Source organism: Rhodococcus sp. CH91, assembly GCF_022554085.1.
Taxonomy (GTDB): Bacteria; Actinomycetota; Actinomycetes; order Mycobacteriales; family Mycobacteriaceae; genus Rhodococcus.
This window is the reverse complement of sequence record NZ_JAKFYR010000005.1, coordinates 235,056-252,552: the sequence shown is the minus strand read 5'-3', so window position 1 is coordinate 252,552 and position 17,497 is coordinate 235,056. Positions and strand designations below refer to the sequence as shown.

The following is a 17,497-nucleotide window of genomic DNA, read 5'->3' as shown; positions in this document are numbered from 1 at the left end:
TCGTGATCGCGTTGACCGTGTCGCTGGCAGTCCTCGTCGGGGTCACCCTCGGATTGCTCGGCGGTGGAGGCTCGATACTCACAGTCCCTCTCCTGGCATATGTCGCCGGCATGGACGCCAAGGAGGCGATCGCCACTTCGCTGCTGGTCGTGGGTGTCACCAGCGCGGTCGGCGCGATCTCCCATGCGCGCGCCGGCCGGGTCCAGTGGCGCACCGGGATCCTGTTCGGCCTGGCGGGCATGGTCGGCGCCTACGGCGGTGGCCTGCTCTCGCGCTTCATCCCCGGCACCGTCCTGTTGCTCGCCTTCGCCGTGATGATGATCGCCACCGCGATCGCCATGTTGCGCGGCCGCAGGAACAAGACTGCCGGCGGTGAAGGCGACCGCTCGATGCCCGTCGGCAAGATCCTGCTCGACGGCGTGGTCGTCGGCCTGGTCACAGGGCTCGTCGGCGCCGGCGGCGGCTTCCTCGTCGTGCCCGCCCTGGCGCTGCTCGGCGGCCTTCCCATGCCGGTCGCGGTGGGTACGTCGCTCATCGTGATCGCCATGAAGTCCTTCGCCGGACTCGGCGGCTATCTGTCCACCGTGCAGATCGACTGGCGCCTGGCCGCGATGGTCACCGGCGCCGCCGTGGTGGGCAGCCTCATCGGTGGCCGCCTGACCTCGCTCGTCGATCCGGATACCCTGCGCAAGAGCTTCGGCTGGTTCGTCCTGATCATGTCCTCGGTGATCCTCGCGCAGGAGATCCATCCCGGCGTCGGCATCGCCGCGGCGGCACTCACCGTGGCAGCCGCCGGTGCCACCTACACCTGCAACCGCATGGAGCATTGCCCCCTGCAACGACTCGGCGGACGAACGCACGCCTCCCTCGCGGCGGGCTGACCGGACGCGACCGCCCTGCTCGTCGTGGTGCTTCGAGCCGGTGGTGCGAGGGATGCCACACTCATGGGCGGCCGCGGCGAGTCGGTCACACAACTCACACCTCGGCAAGATACCCCCGGGGGTACACTGGCATCCAGGACTAGGAAAGGACCCTTCATGGTCGGCGACGAAGACAGCATTGCATTGGTACTCAACCGGTTGCGCCGCGCACAAGGCCAGCTCGCCGGAGTGATCTCGATGATCGAGCAGGGCCGCGAGTGCAAGGACGTCGTCACCCAGCTCGCCGCGGTATCACGCGCACTGGACCGCGCCGGCTTCAAGATCGTCGCGACGGGCCTGAAGGAGTGCCTGACCGAGACGAGCAAGGACGGCAAGGAACCGATGACGGAGGCCGAGCTCGAGAAGCTCTTCCTCACCCTGGCCTGACCAGGCCCGTTCAGGACAGCCTGACCAGGCCCGTTCACGAGAAAGGCAGGAGATCCATGGCACTCGCACTGTCGGCCACTCTGCACACCTCGTTCCCCGAGGCCGTCGAGCGCACCCGCACGGCTCTGTCCGAGCAGGGATTCGGTGTGCTCACCGAAATCGACATGCAAGCAACCCTGAAGGCGAAGCTCGGCGAGGACATGGAGAACTACGTGATCCTCGGCGCCTGCAATCCTCCGCTGGCGCACCGGGCGGTGACGGTCGACCGGCAGATCGGCCTGCTCCTCCCCTGCAATGTCGTCGTGCGCACCGACCCGGACGCCCCGGAGAGGGTCGTGGTCGACGCCATGAACCCGCAGATGATGGTTCAGGTCGCCGATCAGCCGGGACTCGCGGAGGTCGCCGACGATGCCACCGCAGCATTGCAGGCCGCCATCGACTCCCTGAGATCCGACGCCGCGAAGAACTGAGGACGGACACCACGAAGGCCGGCACATCGACTGTGCCGGCCTTCGCCGTGGGTGGGTCAGGGATAGTTCGGATTGTTGAATTCCGGGATCTCGATGCTGATCGGCCGCAGCTCCGACATGTAGAGCAGGACGAACTGGCGCAACAGTTCGTCGAACGTCCAGTAGGCGTCCGGCGCCAGCGGAAGCGGCAGCAGTCCTTCACGCACCGCGATGAAGGGTCCCCATGCGACGTCCAGCAACGTTCCCCATACGGGTTCGCGGGGAATGTTCAGCCAGTCGGCGATCTCGTTGCCGAGGACGAATCGGGTGAGTGCGCCGAGGATCGGGCGGGTCAGCAGAGTGAAGTCGAGTCCGGCGCCGAGATCGAGCAGCATGTCGGCGAGCTTCACCCCCTCGGGAGTGGGAGCCAGGATCGGATCGAGCGACTGCTGCGCCTGGGATTCCGCGTCGTCCCAGGTGGCCGGGATGTACTGATCCTCGATACCGAGCATGTGGGCACTGACCTGCCACGAGTGCAGGAATCCGGTGGCCTCCGCCTCGGGGATGGGAACCTTCCACTGCTTCAACGTCCGCATGACGGTGGTGGGCAGACTGTGCCAGGTGACCATCATGTCGTGCTGACTGATCGGAATCTCTTCCGGCGCAACATGAGCCCAGTGCGGGGACTGCGGGAGCAGGTGCCGGACCGCGGCGTGCACGAGCCTGGTCTTGACCGCGGTGACGATCATCTCGCCGTCACCCAGATAGGCGTTGCGAGAACCGATGTCGTAGCCGAGCTTGGCGGTCTTCGAGATGCGGCGCTTCATGTTCGCGCCGCCCTTGGAGTAGTAGACCGCGAGCGCCTCCTTCGGGATGACCGTACTCATCATCCCGCTCGCGAAGCCGTACAGCACGCCGAGATACAGACCGCGCTTCTCGTTGAACTCCACCGCTGTCGCGAGCTTGGCCGGATCCGCCCAGGACGGGAGCTGCCGAGCATGCTCCATGAAGTCCCGAAGATCGTTCGGCAACCCTTCGGGCAGCGGCTGGGAGTTCTTCGTCCACGTACGGAGCAGTTCGTTGACCCTCGGCACGTCGCCACGATCGAGCAAGGACGCGACGAGCGGATCGGCTTCCGTGTCCCACACCTGTCGTGGATCGGCGCCGCTGCCCGTACCCGGAATCGATCCGGCCGGTGACCACCGCCACGGCCGTGCGCCGGCCGCGGCCGGCGCAGCCACCGCGAACGCCCCCAGGGCTCCCATGAGGCCCCCTGCTTTCAGGACGTTGCGTCTGCTCGGATTCTCCATGTGGTCGCTCCCCTTACCACTCGTCGATGATGCAATGAAACATTCGTAGTTTCTCTGTAACATGGAAGCACACAGTGGCCCCGGTCACAACACATCCGGTGGCGCCACCTGCGGTGTCCTCGGTCGCGGGTCGGAGAACGCTAGACTCGAGGTCTCGAGGAGGACATGTGGAAACTGCGTCGTCGATCCCACAGCCGGTATCCGACGGGCCCGTGCGTTCCTCTCCGGAGCCCCCCACCGCGGAGTCGTCCTCCCTGCTCGAGCGCGCCTTCCATGATGCCCTGCTCGCACCCGCCGACACCGACGACGGTGTCGAGGCCGACGACACCCGCACCCGACTACTCGATGCGGCCTACGAGCAGTTCTGCCGAACGGGCATCCAGCGCTCGTCGATGGAGGAGATCGCGCGTCGCGCGAAGCTCTCCCGGATCACGCTCTACCGCAAGTTCGCCACCAAGGACGTACTCGTCGACGAGGTCATCCTGCGCGAGTTCCGCCGCTACTTCCTGCAGTTCCTCGAAGACATCGCCCAGGCCGAGACCGTCGCCGACCGCGTGGTGGCCGGTTTCGTCAGTGCGCTCCGGGCGATTCGCACCAACAGGCTGATCGGCAACCTGCTCGAGACCGAACCGGCTCTGTTCGCCGGCGCGATCGGAGGCGACGAAGGGCGGATGCTCGCCGCCGTCCGCCGTTTCGTCGCGGGCCAGCTGCACCGCGAGCAACATGCGGGAACCATTTCGGCCGATCTCAACACCGACCTGGTGGCGGAGATGCTCGTCCGCATCTCCGCGTCGTTCCTCACGACGCCCAGCCATGTCGTCGATCTCGACGACGAGGACGCATTGGTGTCCATCGCCCGGCAGTTCCTGGTCCCGATGGTGTGCCCCACCGATCACTCGACGCGGTAGTACCGGCCGATCTCGTCCAGGCGCGCACGCAGGGCATCGAGCACCGGTCGCTGCCCTGTATGCAGCTTCGATTCCGCGTCGGCGGCAACCACCCAGCGAGCGTCGTCGACCTCGGGAATCGTGATGCGCCGACCGGACCGTGGCGGCCATTCGATCTCGCACGTATTGCTCCCGACGAACTCGAGTTCGTCCGTCGTCTCTCCCGCGTAGATGCTGATGATCTTTCCCGACGACTGCCGGTAACGCCCGAGCAGCAACAACGGAACCTCCGGAGGAGCGATCCCGCATTCCTCGGTGAACTCGCGCAGCGCCACCTCCCGGGGGTCCTCCTCAGGTCCGTACTCCCCCTTGGGAACCGACCACGCCGCCTCCTCCTTGCCCTTCCAGTACGGGCCACCCGGATGGACGAGCCAGAGACGGAGGAGACCGGTGTCGTCGATGCGATAGAACAGCAGACCCGCGCTGGTCACGGCCATCGCTACTCCCGGACCTCTGTGACGGGTTGACGCAGAACGGTTCTCAGCCTCTCCGGAGCACTACGGCGTGGATCACCGAGGTAGATCTCGTGGTGTTCTCCCGCGAATCCCAGACCGAGCGCGGGCATCACCTGCGCGTGCAGGCGTTCGAGGGTGGGCCCCTCCTCGTCGTACGGCCCGATGTGCAGGATCTGCAGACATCTCCCCTCCGTCATGCGGAAGGGATGTACCCGCGGCAGAGAGGGAAGGGGTTTCCTCTTCGCGGCGCTCCTGTCCGCGGCTGCCGCGACCGCGTCGGTCATCATCTCGTCGGTGACCCAAGGCGGTTGCACGATCAGCATGCGCCACGACCACGACGACTTGTCGCGGGCGTGGAAGGCGGTCATGTCCTCACTCCACCACAGTCCCTCGAGGGGGCCGACCACGAAATCACGCCCGAGAACCTTCTTCGAGGTGAACTTCGCGGTGTACGCAGCCGAGTACAGCGCTGCGACGGCGTCGGCGTACTCCTGCGAACTGTTGGGATCGCCTTTGCCGTCCACTGCCAGATAGGCGAATTCCGGCACGTGCACTTCCGTGAACTCCTCGGCCGAACACGTGTACAGCTCGCGGTACTCACGCTTGATGTCGTATCTGTCCACGGCACCCTCCCGGTCGAGGACGAGGATATGCCCCCGGCGGGATGTACAAGCGGATTCCGGCGACGGATTCGCCTAACATCGACCCATGCTCGAGAAGAGCACGGCAGCGTTCGAAGAGCACCGCGCCCATCTGCTGGCGGTGGCGTATCGCCTCACCGGCAGCATCGCCGATTCCGAGGATGCCGTGCAGGACGCCTGGTTACGGCTCGCGGGCACCGATCTCGCCGGGATCCGTGACCTGCGTGCCTGGCTGACCACAGTCGTGGGGCGGTTGTGCCTCGACAGGCTGCGCTCGGCCGCGGTGCGCCGTGAAACCTATACCGGTCAATGGCTGCCCGAGCCGGTCGTGACGCCCCTCGGCTCTTCGGCTCCTCGGGACCCACTCGACGAGATCGTGCGCGACGAGGACAACCGGCTGGCCGCACTCGTCGTGCTGGACAGCCTGACCCCCGCCCAGCGCATCGCGTTCGTTCTCCACGACGCGTTCGACATTCCGTTCGACGACATCGCACGCATTCTCGACGTTGCGGTCCCGACCGCCCGCCAGCTGGCTTCCCGCGCCCGCCGCACGGTGTCCTCGGCTCCGCCGCCGGCCTCACCTGCCGAACACGAGGAGGCCGTGGGGCGACTCGTGGCTGCCTTCGCGGCAGCGGACATCGATGCGGTCGTCGCCGCGCTCCACCCCGACGCACGGATGATCGGCGATGCGGGAGGCACGGCTCGCACCGCATTGAACATCCTCGTCGGCGCCGACAGGGTGGCGCGATTCTTCCTCGGCCTGCTGCGACTCCACGGCGCGGAGGCGCTGACGTCCTCGGAGCCGGTGCGGGTGAACGGCGAACTCGGCCTGCTCCATCGAGGTCTCCCCGCCGCGGACGGCCGGGCGGCAATTCCTCCGCGGGTGAGCGCGTGGACCGTTCGGGAGGGGCGCGTGTGGGCCGCCTACGACATGGCCAACCCCGTGAAGCTGAGACGCGGAATACTGCTGTCCCCAGGACTCTTCGAGTAACGGTCAGTCGCCTTCGGCCTCGAGTTCCCGTGGTTCGGCCCACGGCACTCGGCAGGCGTCGGTACTGAAGCCCTGATCATGTATCCCCAGAGCCGAGTTCATGCGCGCACGCATGTTCTCCAGTGCGATCTGATAGGTCAGCTCCACCACCCCCGCCGCTCCGAATCGACGCTCGAGATCAGCGACCTGCTCGTCGGTCACGACTGTCGCCACGTCCCCGGTCATCGCGTCCGCATAGGCGATCGCGGCCTTCTCGTCGTCGGTGTAGAGGTCGGAGGTCTCGAACCCTGCGATGTGTGCGAGACGCTCGGTGTCGAGTCCGTCGAGCCGCTGCAGCATCGTCCCGAAATCGATGCACCACGAACATCCGACGGTCCACGCGACGCGGTACACCGCGATCTCGCGGACCGCAGCGGGCAGGACCGTGGAGGCCCTGTCGGCGAGCATCTCGTGGATGCCGGCCGCACGCATCAACGCCGGGTGGTGAGCCGTCACGGCGAAAGGTTCGGGCACCGACCCGAATCTGCGACGGGCGATGGCATACATCGCGCGGGTCGCGATGCCGGCGCGGTCGGGAGTGACGGCTTCGAGTCGTGCCATGACTATGTCCTTCCGGTGTGGTCCGCGGGGCAGCCCCTCGGATCCGCAGTGGTCTTCACCATGGAGACGAGGCGGGGGGCACGGATGTGACACCGCGGGCGCTACGCTGCAGGAATGGCTGACTCGACGACTTCCGGACGGGTTCGTACGGTCTCCCGGCTACGACCGTTCATCTCCACGATCTTCGCCGAGATGACCGAACTCGCCGTCCGGCACGACGCGATCAACCTCGGGCAGGGCTTTCCCGACGTCGACGGACCCTCCGCGATGCTCGAGATCGCCCGGCGTGCCATCGCGGACGGAGTCAACCAGTATCCACCCGGATCGGGCATGCCCGTCCTGAGGGAGGCCGTCTCGGCCGATCGTGCCGCGCGCTACGGCCTCCGGCACGACCCGGAGTCGGAGGTTCTCGTCACCGTCGGAGCCACCGAAGCGATCAGCGCCGCCATTCTCGGTCTCGTGGAGCCGGGGGAGGAGGTGCTGCTCACGGAGCCGTACTACGACTCGTATGCCGCGTCGGTCGCCCTCGCCGGCGCGACGCGACGCACCGTGCCGCTCACTCCCTCCGGAGACGGTTTCGTGCTCGACGTGGACGCCCTGCGGACAGCGGTGACCGACCGCACCCGCATGCTGGTCGTCAACAGCCCGCACAATCCCACCGGCACCGTCTACGACCTCGATTCGCTGACCGCGCTGGCCGAGCTGGCCTGCGAGCGCGACCTGCTGGTGCTCTCGGACGAGGTGTACGAGCATCTGGTCTTCGACGGCCGCGCACACATCCCGCTCGCATCGTTGCCGGGTATGGCAGAACGGACGGTCACGGTGTCCAGCGCCGCCAAGACGTTCAACGTCACCGGCTGGAAGATCGGGTGGGCGATCGGTCCACGCGAACTGATCGACGGGGTCCGCGCCGCCAAACAGTTCATGACGTTCGTGGGGGGCGCGCCCTTCCAGCCGGCGGTCGCGCACGCGCTGACGCACGAACAGGAGTGGATCGTGTCGATGCGCGACGATCTCCAGCGCAAGCGCACGTTCCTCTCCCGCGCTCTCTCCGATGCAGGACTGACGGTGTTCGACTCTGCCGGAACGTACTTCGTGTGCGCGGACCTGAGGCCGCTCGGACGCACGGACGCGGTCGACTTCTGCCGGGAACTGCCCGGGAGGATCGGCGTCGCAGCAGTGCCGGTGAGCGTCTTCGCCGACGACTCCGCATCGTGGAATCATCTGGTGCGCTTCGCATTCTGCAAACGAGACGAGGTACTCGCCGAAGCGGTCGCTCGGTTGGACGGATTGCAGGGGGCCCACTAGATGTCGCGACCGACCATTCCGTCCGACTTCGTCTCGCGAGCCGTGCGGGTGGGAGCCGAGGAGGGAATCGACCTTCAGCCCGCACTCGAAGCAGCGCGTATCAGCCGCGCCGTTCTCGTCCATCCTCACGCACGGCTCACCCCGGAGCAGGTCAGTCGCTTCACGCAGACGGTCTGGCAGATCACCGACGACGAACTGTTCGGTATCGCACCGGCGCCCGTGCCTCGTGGAACCTTCCGCGTCATGTGCCTGACCCTCATCCACCGGCCGGATCTCGACCACGCACTACGGCGGATGATCGAGGTGAACCATGTCATCCGCTCACTGCCGCAACTGAGCCTGACTCCCGGGGAGTCCACCACCTATCTCGATGTCGGACTTCCGGACACAGTGGACGACAAGACCCGCGTGGTGGTCGATTTCCTTCTCATGCTGCTGCACCGGTTCGCCGCGTGGCTGGTGGGAGGGCGCGTGCGGCTCGAATCGGTGTTCCTGCCGTACACCGAACCCGATCCCGTGCTCGCCCGCAGTTACGACGCGATCTTCGGGGTTCCGGTGACCTTCGGGGCCGGACGCGCGGCTCTCGAGATCGACAACGCCGCACTGAAGTCTCCCCTCGTCCAGACGGAGGAATCCCTCGAGGAGTATCTGCGTGATTCTCCGAATTTGATTCTCTCGGAACGTGATTACGAGTCCACTGTATCGGCGCAGGTACGCAGGATCTTCGAATCCGGCATCGAAGGACGTACGGCGACCGCGGAAGACATCGCCGGCAGGCTCGCCGTGAGCCCACCGCACCTGAGGCGCCTGCTCCGGCAGGAAGGCACCTCCTTGGGGCAACTGCGGGAAGAGGTTCTCCGCGATCTGGCGATCGCCGGTCTCCGGCGTGGCGAGGCCGTCGACGATCTGTCCTCGCGACTCGGCTTCTCCGAACCCAGCGCTTTCCGCCGCGCGTTCAAGAGGTGGACGGGGAACACCCCCCGCGCATACCGCGAACACCGCTGACGGCCACATTCCGGCAAACGCGACAACCGCGCCGAATACCCCAGCCCTCGCACTCCGAAACGCGATTCGACCAGCGGTTACGGCATGGGTCCCCCACACCCTGCCGGCTTGCATTCGTGCATCTTCAATGGGACCGTCGGAAGCGAACCGTCATCGACTTTCGAGAGGGTGATCTTCGAGCCATGCACACGATCGTTCACGACGACTATCCGACTCGGGGTCGCGCGACATGCGAATCCACCGAGAGGAAAGACCCCGCTGTCTGGGGCACGGCCACCGACGGACCACTCGACGCAGCGGCCGTAGCCGAGTACGACCGCCGCGGATTCCACACTGCCGAAGGGCTTCTCGCGGCGAACGACGTCGGGAACCTACTGGAGGAGACGTCGCGACTCGGCCGCGAGCTCGGTGACGACGAACGCGTCGTCCGCGAACAGGGCAGCGGCGACGTCCGGTCGGTCTTCGATGTGCACCGTCTGAGCGATCTCGTGGATTCGATCATCCGCAGGCCCCAGATCGTCGGCATCGCACGGCAGTTGCTCGGCTCCGATGTGTACGTCCACCAGTCCCGGCTCAACGTCAAACCGGGTTTCCGTGGAGGCCCGTTCTACTGGCATTCGGACTTCGAGACCTGGCACGCCGAGGACGGCATGCCCAAGCCGCGTGCGCTGAGCATCTCGATCGCCCTCACCGAGAACTACGGTTTCAACGGCGGGCTGATGATCATGCCCGGCTCGCACAGGACGTACGTCTCGTGTGCGGGCGAGACCCCGGAGGACTACTTCCGCCAGTCGCTCGTCACCCACGTACCGCCCACCGGCTCCCCGGACGAGGACACCCTCACCCGTCTGGCCGCCGAGCACGGGATCGCCACCTTCACCGGCCCGGCCGGATCGGCGACGGTCTTCGATTCGAACTGCATGCACGGCTCGAACGGGAACATCACCCCGTTCCCTCGCTCGAACCTGTTCGTCGTCTTCAATAGTGTCGAGAACACCCTCGTCGAGCCCTTCGCCGCGCCCAAGCCGCGTCCGTCCTATCTCGGCAGCCGCGACTTCACACCACTACGGTGATCAGCACCGACACTCGGCCGGGGACGGCTCCGTCCCCGGCCGAGTCGCGTCGGCCGCTCACCTCGTCGGTACTCAGCCGCGGCGGGTACGCACCGCGTGCGCCAGCCGGTCGAGCTGTGTCGCGGTGGTGGACCAGTCGATGCAGGCGTCGGTGATCGACTTGCCGTAGTCGAGCTTGTCGGCCTCTCCGAGGGTCAGATCCTGACGTCCGGCTTCGATGAAGCTCTCGAGCATGAGCCCGACGATCCCCTTCTCACCGGCCTCGATCCGCTCGGCGATCTCGGTGACGACGTCGACCTGCTTGTTGTGGTCCTTACGGCTGTTGCCGTGGCTGGCGTCGATGACGACCCGTTCGGGCAGTCCTGCCTTGCGCAGCCGCGCCATGGTGTCGGCGACGGTCTCGGCGTCGTAGTTCGGTCCCGCACTCCCGCCGCGCAGGATGACGTGGCAGTCGGGGTTGCCGACGGTCTCGATCAGCGCGGCCTGGCCGTCGAGGTCGGTGCCCGGGAAGACATGGCTGGCGGCTGCGGCGCGCGTGCCGTCCACCGCGACCTGCACGTCGCCCTCGGTGGAGTTCTTGATACCGACGGGCATCGACAAGGCGCTGCACAGCTGACGGTGCACCTGGCTCGCGGCCGTGCGCGCACCGATGGCACCGTAGGTCACGAGGTCTGCGTAGTACTGCGGCAGGATCGGATCGAGGAACTCGCAGCCGACGGGAAGTCCGAGCCCGGAGACGTCGAGCAGCAACTTGCGGCCGATGCGCAGGCCGGTGTTGATGTCGAAGGTCCCGTCGAGGTGCGGGTCGTTGAGCAGGCCCTTCCAGCCGAGGGTGGTGCGCGGCTTCTCGAAGTACACACGCATCACGATGTGCAGGTCGTCGCGCAGTTCCTCGGCCTTGGCGGCCAGACGGCGGGCGTAGTCCATCGCGGCGGCGGGGTCGTGTACGGAGCAGGGTCCGACCACGACCACGAGGCGGTCGTCGGTCCCGTCGAGGATGTCGACCGTACCTGCACGACCCGAGCGGACGGTTGCGGCGACCACCGCGTCGGGCGCGAACTCTGCGCGGATCGCAGACGGCGCGACGAGAGGACTGACCTTGACCGTGCGCTGTTCGTCGAGATTCGACGTGGAGATTCCGGTGGTTGCTGTTCCGGTGGTGGGGCTCATCGATGGTTCCTGTTCTCGGTGGTTCGGAGTCCGACCCGAGAGAACCTGTGATTCCTACGAGCCGGTCTGATCCGGCTCGTAGGTGAAGAGGTCAGCGCGTGGTCACGCCGACCGACCCACCCAGGGCCGGCCTGCTAAACCAGAAATATGCACGCTGCATGGTTTCGGACTGTACCAGCAGTCGCGGCGCGCCTGTCAACAGCTACGGCTACGGCGCTGCATACTGCGATTCGCCGGCGGCGCGTCCACCTGCGATCGCATCCCGGCGCCTCCCGAGTGGTCACCTGCCCGAACAGGAGTACGCGCATGGCCCGCAAGATCGCCACGAACACGGTCGTCGGACTCGGAGAACTGCTGGATTTCGTCCGCCCGCGGCACCGGATGATTCTCCTCACCCGACGCGACGACGGCACCCCCCAGGCCTCGCCCGTCACCGGTGGCGTGGACGACGACGGACGGATCGTGATCGCCACCTATCCGCAACGCGCCAAGACCCGCAATGCCCGTGCCCGTCCCGAGGTCGGCGTCGTCGTGCTGTCGGACGACTGGAACGACGCGTGGGTACAGATCGACGGAACCGCGGAGGTGGTCGACGCCCAGGACGACGTCGAACCGTTCGTCGAGTACTTCCGCAACATCGCCGGTGAGCATTCGGACTGGGATGAGTACCGGCAGGCGATGCGCGATCAGGGCAAGTCGCTGATCCGGATCACGCCGTCACGCTGGGGACCGGTGGCCACCGGAGGTTTCCCACCCGAAACGGCCTGAGGCGGCCGCACGCACCGGTCCTTCCGCTTCTTCATCGTCCTGCATCGACCACATATCCCGCGATCCGGCGCAGGGGCACGTTGCGTTCCTGCGACAGCTTCCTGAGCAGGGCGAACGCTTCGTCGGCATCCACTTCGAAGCGTTCCATGAGTATCCCCGTGGCCTGCCCGATCATGTCGCGTGAGGCGAGAGCGGAACGTAGCTGTTCCTCCCGCGACGCGGCGATCACCGCGATCGCCGCGTGGGTCGCCAAGCGCGTACCGATATCGACGCTGCGGTGGTCGAACGCCCCTGGGCAGGAACTGTGCACGTGCAGGACACCGTGCACGTCGCCGGTGTAGAGGCACAGCGCCAGAAGAGAGCCCGCGCCCAGCACCACCGCCTCGGAAGCGAAATTCGGCCACCGCTTCTCGACGCGCATGTCGTCGACGAGAACGGTCCCTCTCTCCTGCATCGACTCCACACAGGGGCCTTCTCCGGTTTCCTGCTGCAGAGTGTCGAGCACCGTCGGGAGCCGGCCGGTCGCGGCACGGGAATCGAAGCGGAGACCGGAGGTCCGCAAGGAGATGCCGGCATGCTCGGCACCCGGGATCAGGTCGACGGCTGCCGAAGTGATCACGCGCAGGGTGTCGTCGAGGCAGGTGCCTTCGGAATACATCCGTCGCGCCGCACTGTCGAGCCGACCCCACAAGCGCACCTCGCACGAGTCGTCGTGCATCGGGTCCGCGTCGCCGAATTCACCCACTGCCACGCCACATGGTTGCATCGGCGATCCGCGACGCCGAAAGACCCTAGGCGGGGAGCCCGTCGTACCCTGTCACGTCGTCCGATCGGCCCCCGGTCCGGGGAAGCCGCGACGAGAACCGCTGCGTCCGGCCCGTTCTCGCGAAGGGTTTCTATCGCCAGGGAACCCGGTCCGGATCCCGCAACATCCTCCTGGCCGTGGACATACGGTGCACCTCGTCGGGACCGTCGTAGATGCGGGCGTAGCGGGCCCGCCGATACATCCCCTCGAGCGGTGTGTCGGCAGTGAGCCCGAGCGCGCCGTGCACCTGGATCGCGCGGTCGACGACATCGTGCAGCATCTTCGCCCCCCGGAACTTGATGAGCCCGATCTGGATCCGGGCGTCCTCGCCGGCGTCCATCACTCGCGCCGCGTCGAGGGTCATCAGTCTGGCCGCCTGGATGTCGGCGGCGGATTCGGCGATGTACCGCTGGATCTCCCCCTTCTCCGCGAGCAGGGACCCGTGGGCGAACCGGCTGTTCGCGCGGGCACACATGAGTTCGAAGGCCCGCTGCGCCTGCCCGAGCCACCGCATGCAGTGGAAGATGCGCCCCGGCCCGAGCCTGTCCTGCGCGACGACGAATCCGTTCCCGCGTTCACCGAGCACGTTCTCCTCGGGCACCCGCACACCGGTGTACCTCACTTCGTAGTGATCGCTCGGCTCGTGCCCCATCGTGGGGATCGACCGCACGATCTCCAGTCCGGGAGTGTCGATGGGAACGATGATCGCGCTGATACTGCGGTGCAACGGCGTCGATTCGGGTTCGGTACGCGCGAAGACCGTGCAGTAGCCTGCCTGCGCGGCACCGGTCGTGAACCACTTGTGCCCGTCGATCACCCACTCACCGCCTTCGAGGCGGGCGGTGGTCTGCACGAGTACCGGATCGGATCCCGCCACTTCGGGTTCGGTCATGCCGACCGACGGCAGGATGTCGCCGGAGACGAGACCCGGAATCCAGCGATCGCGTTGTTCGGCGGTGCCGTGCCTCTGGATCATGAGCGCGTCCTGCATGGACACCGATCCGACCGCGAGCTGGCCGTATTCGGAGCGGCCGATGATCTCGTTGAGATAGACGAAGTCGAGGAAGGGAACGCCGCCGCCACCCATCTCCTCGGGATGTCCCAGTGCCCACAGGCCCAGTTCCTTCGCCCGGGACTTCAGTCCGGCGAGCGCCTCGGCGCCCTCCCCGTCGTGCCGGCTCAGGGCAGGTTCGAGGGGAATCACCTCGTCGTCGATGAACGAGCGCATGCGGGTGCACAACTCGGCCACCCGCCCTTCGGGCCGGTTCGCAGTCATGCCCGCCAATGTATCGGCACACATGTGCGCTCACATAGGGTTCGGTCCGCTCCGGGTGTGGAAATCCGTCGGCCGGGGCATTCTGGGTCGAGTCCATCCTGTGACGCGACGAGCACGGAGGTGCCATGCCGGATCCGTCCGACCGAGTACCGGAGTACGAACACACTGCCGACGGACACCTCGTCGAGAACCGGGCCGAGGATTTCGCCCATGCGCGCAGCCTCCCGGTGGACCCCGATTGGTTCAAGACCGCGGTGTTCTACGAGGTCCTCGTCCGCGCCTTCAACGACTCGAACAACGACGGCACCGGCGACCTGCGAGGGCTGACCGAGAAGCTCGACTACATCGCCTGGCTCGGAGCCGACTGCATCTGGCTGCCGCCCTTCTACGATTCCCCGCTCCGGGACGGTGGATACGACATCCGTGACTTCCGTGGTGTGCTACCGGAATTCGGCACGGTCGACGATTTCGTGACGTTCCTCGACGAGGCGCACAAGAGGGGCATCCGCGTCATCACCGATCTCGTCATGAACCACACGTCCGACACCCACGCGTGGTTCCAGGAATCGCGAACCGACCCGGACGGGCCGTACGGCGACTTCTACGTGTGGTCGGACGTCGACGACCGCTATCAGGAAGCCCGCATCATCTTCGTCGACACCGAGACGTCGAACTGGACCTGGGACCCGGTGCGCAAGCAGTACTACTGGCACCGGTTCTTCTCGCATCAGCCCGACCTGAACTACGACAACCCCGAGGTGCAGGACGCGATGCTCGACGTCCTGCGTTTCTGGCTCGATCTGGGCATCGACGGCTTCCGCCTCGATGCCGTCCCCTATCTGTTCGAACGTGAGGGGACGAACTGCGAGAACCTCCCGGAGACCCACGCCTTCCTCAAGAAGTGCCGGGCGGTGATCGATGCCGAGTATCCGGGCCGGGTGATGCTGGCCGAAGCGAACCAGTGGCCCACCGACGTCGTCGAGTACTTCGGCGAACCGGAGATCGGCGACGAATGCCATATGGCATTCCATTTCCCGCTGATGCCACGCATCTTCATGGCGGTGCGCCGGCAGAACCGCTTCCCCATCTCCGAGATCCTCGCGCAGACGCCGGCCATTCCCCGAACGGCCCAGTGGGGCATCTTCCTGCGCAACCACGACGAACTGACCCTCGAGATGGTGACCGACGAAGAACGCGACTACATGTACGCCGAATACGTCACCGATCCTCGGATGCGCGCCAACATCGGGATCCGGCGGCGTCTGGCACCACTGCTCGAGAACGACCGCAATCAGCTCGAACTCTTCACCGCCCTGCTGCTGAGCCTGCCCGGTTCCCCCGTCCTCTACTACGGCGACGAGATCGGAATGGGCGACAACATCTGGCTCGGCGACCGCGACGCGGTGCGCACCGCCATGCAATGGTCCCCCGATCGCAATGCCGGCTTCTCCCGCGCGGACCCGGGACGGTTGTACCTGCCGGTCATCATGGATCCCACCTACGGATACCAGGCGGTGAACGTCGAATCGCAGATGAACTCGACGAATTCGCTGTTGCACTGGACGCGCCGGATGATCCAGGTCCGCAAGCAGCATCCCGCCTTCGGCAAGGCGTCGTTCACCGAACTCGGCAGTGCCAATCCGGCGATCCTGTCCTATCTGCGCGAGATGCCACCGGGCCCGGAACGCAACTACAGCGACGTCATCCTGTGCGTGAACAACCTTTCTCGCTATCCCCAGGGCGTGGTTCTGGATCTGTCGCGCTTCGCCGGATGGATCCCGGTGGAGTTGACCGGCTCCGTCCCGTTCCCGACGATCACGGAGGAGGGCTACATGATCACCCTGCCCGGCCACGGGTTCTTCTGGTTCGCCCTGCAGCCCGACCCCGCGAAGGAGGGACCGGGCGAGCACCCGGTGAGCAGCGAAGCAGAAGCGGCGGTGCAGCCATGACCACAGCGAACACGGAACTCTATCCGGAGGCGCAACTCGTCACCGACCTGCGCGAGTGGATGCCGCACCAGCGCTGGTTCGCAGCGAAGGGCCAGACCCTCACCGGCGTTCGCGTCCTCCTGCGCGATCCGCTCGTCGAGGAACCCGGGTTCGGAGCCGATCACCTGCTGGTGAAGGTCTCGTTCGAGTCGGCAGCCGATCAGATCTACCAGGTACCGCTGGGCTACCGGCCGCATCTGCCCGACGACTTGCAGCAGTGGACCGTGGCCGGTCCCGACGAGTCCCGCGGCCGGAGCGTCTACGTCTACGACGGACTGCGTGATCAGGAGATCCTCGACCGCTACTCCCGGAATCTGGCGAGCGGCACGACGAGCGGACCCGTCGAACTCCACAACGTTCCCGGCTCGGTCATCGAACCCGGCCTGCGCGGCCGCGCCCTGAGCGCGGAGCAGTCCAACAGCTCCGTCGTCCTCGGAGAGAAGCTGCTACTCAAGATGTTCCGGCGGTTGACCCTGGGCATCAACCCCGACGTCGAGTTGCCGCTCGCGCTCGGCGAGGTCGGCTGCAGATCGATTTCGCCCATCCGCGCCTGGATCGAGGCGGAGGTCGAGGACGTCCGCACGACGCTGGCGATGGTGCAGGACTTCGCGGCCAACTCGGCGGACGGCTGGTCGATGGCGCTCGGGAGCGTCCGGGATCTGCTCATCGAAGGAGACCTGCGGGCCGACGAGGTGGGGACCGACTTCGCGGGTGAATCCCAGCGGATCGGCGCGGCCGTCGCCGATGTCCACGCCCACCTCGTGGCTGCCCTCGGCACCGGCGAACGAACGGCGGCGGAATTGAGCGAGGGCATGATCGGCCGCCTCGAAGGTGCGGCAGCAGAGGTCGCCGAACTCTCCGAACTCGCGCCGGCGATCCGGGCGCGTTTCGAGGAGTTCGCCGGGCTGGGCCGGGTGCCCGTCCATCGCATCCACGGCGACCTGCATCTCGGCCAGGTGCTGCGTACCCCCGAACGCTGGCTGCTCATCGACTTCGAAGGCGAACCGGTGAAGTCCCTCGAGGAACGCCGCAAGCCCGACCATCCTTTCCGTGATGTGGCCGGGATACTGCGATCCTTCGACTACGCGGCGCACCATTCCGTTCGCGAATCCCAGCAGGGAGCGGCGGTGGCCTCCCAGCGGGAGTTCCGCGCACGGGAATGGGCCGAACGTAATTGCGCCGCTTTCTGCGAAGGCTATGCGGCGGCCTCGGGAACCGATCCGCGGGACTCGGGTGTCCTGCTCCGGGCGTACGAATTGGACAAGGCCGTCTACGAGGTGGTCTACGAAGCGCGGCACCGGCCCTCCTGGCTGCATCTGCCGCTCGAGGCGATCCGGCGCCTGACCGCGATGTGAACGCGCGAAAGGGGGAGGTGCCGCGGCACCTCCCCCTTCGTCTCGTGCG

General features: G+C 66.5%; 18 protein-coding genes. 11 read left to right on the top strand and 7 right to left on the bottom strand.

The features are described from left to right. Positions 1-2: 2 nt before the first annotated feature. The 3 genes from MOM01_RS12350 to MOM01_RS12340 all read left to right on the top strand — a co-directional run bounded on the left by MOM01_RS12350 (position 3) and on the right by MOM01_RS12340 (position 1,777). Complete coding sequence (locus MOM01_RS12350) at positions 3-881, top strand: sulfite exporter TauE/SafE family protein (RefSeq protein WP_241385720.1); 879 nt, start codon at positions 3-5, stop codon at positions 879-881. 156 nt (positions 882-1,037) lie between these two features. Continuing rightward, entirely contained in the window at positions 1,038-1,307 is a 270-nt protein-coding gene (locus tag MOM01_RS12345; protein ID WP_241385719.1) for a metal-sensitive transcriptional regulator, read from the top strand. Between the two features lie 56 nt (positions 1,308-1,363). After that, complete coding sequence (locus MOM01_RS12340; RefSeq protein WP_241385718.1) at positions 1,364-1,777, top strand: DUF302 domain-containing protein; 414 nt, start codon at positions 1,364-1,366, stop codon at positions 1,775-1,777. A gap of 56 nt (positions 1,778-1,833) precedes the next feature. Here MOM01_RS12340 and MOM01_RS12335 read toward each other — a convergent pair whose 3' ends face one another. Continuing rightward, on the bottom strand, positions 1,834-3,066 hold the full coding sequence (locus tag MOM01_RS12335; RefSeq protein ID WP_241385717.1) for an oxygenase MpaB family protein: 1,233 nt from the start codon (positions 3,064-3,066) through the stop codon (positions 1,834-1,836). A 212-nt stretch (positions 3,067-3,278) separates the two neighbouring features. Between MOM01_RS12335 and MOM01_RS12330 the strand changes: the two genes are divergently transcribed. Beyond that, positions 3,279-3,974, top strand: a complete 696-nt coding sequence (locus MOM01_RS12330; protein WP_241385716.1) for a TetR/AcrR family transcriptional regulator — start codon at positions 3,279-3,281, stop codon at positions 3,972-3,974. Here the strand turns inward: MOM01_RS12330 and MOM01_RS12325 are convergent. Both MOM01_RS12325 and MOM01_RS12320 read right to left on the bottom strand, forming a co-directional pair. Further along, positions 3,959-4,450, bottom strand: coding sequence for an NUDIX domain-containing protein (locus MOM01_RS12325; protein WP_241385715.1), 492 nt, complete (start codon positions 4,448-4,450; stop codon positions 3,959-3,961). The two genes, MOM01_RS12330 and MOM01_RS12325, sit on opposite strands and share 16 nt — an antisense overlap. Positions 4,451-4,452: 2 nt before the next feature. Next, positions 4,453-5,091 (bottom strand): GyrI-like domain-containing protein, encoded by a 639-nt coding sequence (locus tag MOM01_RS12320; protein WP_241385714.1) that lies wholly within the window; start codon positions 5,089-5,091, stop codon positions 4,453-4,455. Between the two features lie 85 nt (positions 5,092-5,176). On the opposite strand from MOM01_RS12320, the gene sigJ reads away from it, so the two are divergent. Then, a complete protein-coding gene (gene sigJ / locus MOM01_RS12315; protein ID WP_241385713.1) occupies positions 5,177-6,100 on the top strand; it encodes an RNA polymerase sigma factor SigJ in 924 nt (307 codons plus the stop codon). 3 nt (positions 6,101-6,103) lie between these two features. Here sigJ and MOM01_RS12310 read toward each other — a convergent pair whose 3' ends face one another. Beyond that, on the bottom strand, positions 6,104-6,700 hold the full coding sequence (locus MOM01_RS12310) for a carboxymuconolactone decarboxylase family protein (protein WP_241385712.1): 597 nt from the start codon (positions 6,698-6,700) through the stop codon (positions 6,104-6,106). Between the two features lie 114 nt (positions 6,701-6,814). On the opposite strand from MOM01_RS12310, the gene MOM01_RS12305 reads away from it, so the two are divergent. The 3 genes from MOM01_RS12305 to thpD all read left to right on the top strand — a co-directional run bounded on the left by MOM01_RS12305 (position 6,815) and on the right by thpD (position 10,086). Beyond that, on the top strand, positions 6,815-8,008 hold the full coding sequence (locus MOM01_RS12305) for a pyridoxal phosphate-dependent aminotransferase (RefSeq protein WP_241385711.1): 1,194 nt from the start codon (positions 6,815-6,817) through the stop codon (positions 8,006-8,008). Then, positions 8,009-9,013: an AraC family transcriptional regulator gene (locus tag MOM01_RS12300; protein ID WP_241385710.1), complete on the top strand. Its 1,005-nt coding sequence runs from the start codon at positions 8,009-8,011 to the stop codon at positions 9,011-9,013. It abuts the gene before it with no gap. Between the two features lie 182 nt (positions 9,014-9,195). Continuing rightward, positions 9,196-10,086 carry an ectoine hydroxylase gene (thpD, locus tag MOM01_RS12295; RefSeq protein ID WP_241385709.1) on the top strand — a complete coding sequence of 297 codons (891 nt, stop codon included), beginning with the start codon at positions 9,196-9,198 and terminating at the stop codon, positions 10,084-10,086. A gap of 72 nt (positions 10,087-10,158) precedes the next feature. Here thpD and MOM01_RS12290 read toward each other — a convergent pair whose 3' ends face one another. Further along, the gene (locus MOM01_RS12290) at positions 10,159-11,256 is read right to left on the bottom strand and encodes a 3-deoxy-7-phosphoheptulonate synthase (protein ID WP_241385708.1); all 1,098 of its coding nucleotides are present in this window, start codon (positions 11,254-11,256) and stop codon (positions 10,159-10,161) included. Positions 11,257-11,562: 306 nt separating this feature from the next. Between MOM01_RS12290 and MOM01_RS12285 the strand changes: the two genes are divergently transcribed. After that, positions 11,563-12,024: a PPOX class F420-dependent oxidoreductase gene (locus MOM01_RS12285; RefSeq protein WP_241385707.1), complete on the top strand. Its 462-nt coding sequence runs from the start codon at positions 11,563-11,565 to the stop codon at positions 12,022-12,024. Between the two features lie 31 nt (positions 12,025-12,055). Here the strand turns inward: MOM01_RS12285 and MOM01_RS12280 are convergent, their stop codons facing one another. Next, on the bottom strand, positions 12,056-12,775 hold the full coding sequence (locus MOM01_RS12280; protein ID WP_241385706.1) for a GAF and ANTAR domain-containing protein: 720 nt from the start codon (positions 12,773-12,775) through the stop codon (positions 12,056-12,058). Positions 12,776-12,920: 145 nt separating this feature from the next. Then, the gene (locus MOM01_RS12275; RefSeq protein ID WP_241385705.1) at positions 12,921-14,105 is read right to left on the bottom strand and encodes an acyl-CoA dehydrogenase family protein; all 1,185 of its coding nucleotides are present in this window, start codon (positions 14,103-14,105) and stop codon (positions 12,921-12,923) included. A 125-nt stretch (positions 14,106-14,230) separates the two neighbouring features. On the opposite strand from MOM01_RS12275, the gene treS reads away from it, so the two are divergent. Then, complete coding sequence (treS, locus tag MOM01_RS12270; protein ID WP_241385704.1) at positions 14,231-16,054, top strand: maltose alpha-D-glucosyltransferase; 1,824 nt, start codon at positions 14,231-14,233, stop codon at positions 16,052-16,054. Then, complete coding sequence (locus MOM01_RS12265) at positions 16,051-17,448, top strand: maltokinase N-terminal cap-like domain-containing protein (protein ID WP_241385703.1); 1,398 nt, start codon at positions 16,051-16,053, stop codon at positions 17,446-17,448. Before treS ends, MOM01_RS12265 begins: the two co-directional genes overlap by 4 nt. Positions 17,449-17,497 lie beyond the last annotated feature (49 nt).

Coding starts and splice junctions, on each gene's coding strand:
- thpD (WP_241385709.1), top strand. CDS start 9,196: ATGCACACGATCGTTCACGACGACTATCCGACTCGGGGTCGCGCGACA.
- treS (WP_241385704.1), top strand. CDS start 14,231: ATGCCGGATCCGTCCGACCGAGTACCGGAGTACGAACACACTGCCGAC.
- MOM01_RS12275 (WP_241385705.1), bottom strand. CDS start 14,105: ATGACTGCGAACCGGCCCGAAGGGCGGGTGGCCGAGTTGTGCACCCGC.
- MOM01_RS12340 (WP_241385718.1), top strand. CDS start 1,364: ATGGCACTCGCACTGTCGGCCACTCTGCACACCTCGTTCCCCGAGGCC.
- MOM01_RS12305 (WP_241385711.1), top strand. CDS start 6,815: ATGGCTGACTCGACGACTTCCGGACGGGTTCGTACGGTCTCCCGGCTA.
- MOM01_RS12300 (WP_241385710.1), top strand. CDS start 8,009: ATGTCGCGACCGACCATTCCGTCCGACTTCGTCTCGCGAGCCGTGCGG.
- MOM01_RS12265 (WP_241385703.1), top strand. CDS start 16,051: ATGACCACAGCGAACACGGAACTCTATCCGGAGGCGCAACTCGTCACC.
- sigJ (WP_241385713.1), top strand. CDS start 5,177: ATGCTCGAGAAGAGCACGGCAGCGTTCGAAGAGCACCGCGCCCATCTG.
- MOM01_RS12285 (WP_241385707.1), top strand. CDS start 11,563: ATGGCCCGCAAGATCGCCACGAACACGGTCGTCGGACTCGGAGAACTG.
- MOM01_RS12325 (WP_241385715.1), bottom strand. CDS start 4,450: ATGGCCGTGACCAGCGCGGGTCTGCTGTTCTATCGCATCGACGACACC.
- MOM01_RS12345 (WP_241385719.1), top strand. CDS start 1,038: ATGGTCGGCGACGAAGACAGCATTGCATTGGTACTCAACCGGTTGCGC.
- MOM01_RS12290 (WP_241385708.1), bottom strand. CDS start 11,256: ATGAGCCCCACCACCGGAACAGCAACCACCGGAATCTCCACGTCGAAT.
- MOM01_RS12335 (WP_241385717.1), bottom strand. CDS start 3,066: ATGGAGAATCCGAGCAGACGCAACGTCCTGAAAGCAGGGGGCCTCATG.
- MOM01_RS12310 (WP_241385712.1), bottom strand. CDS start 6,700: ATGGCACGACTCGAAGCCGTCACTCCCGACCGCGCCGGCATCGCGACC.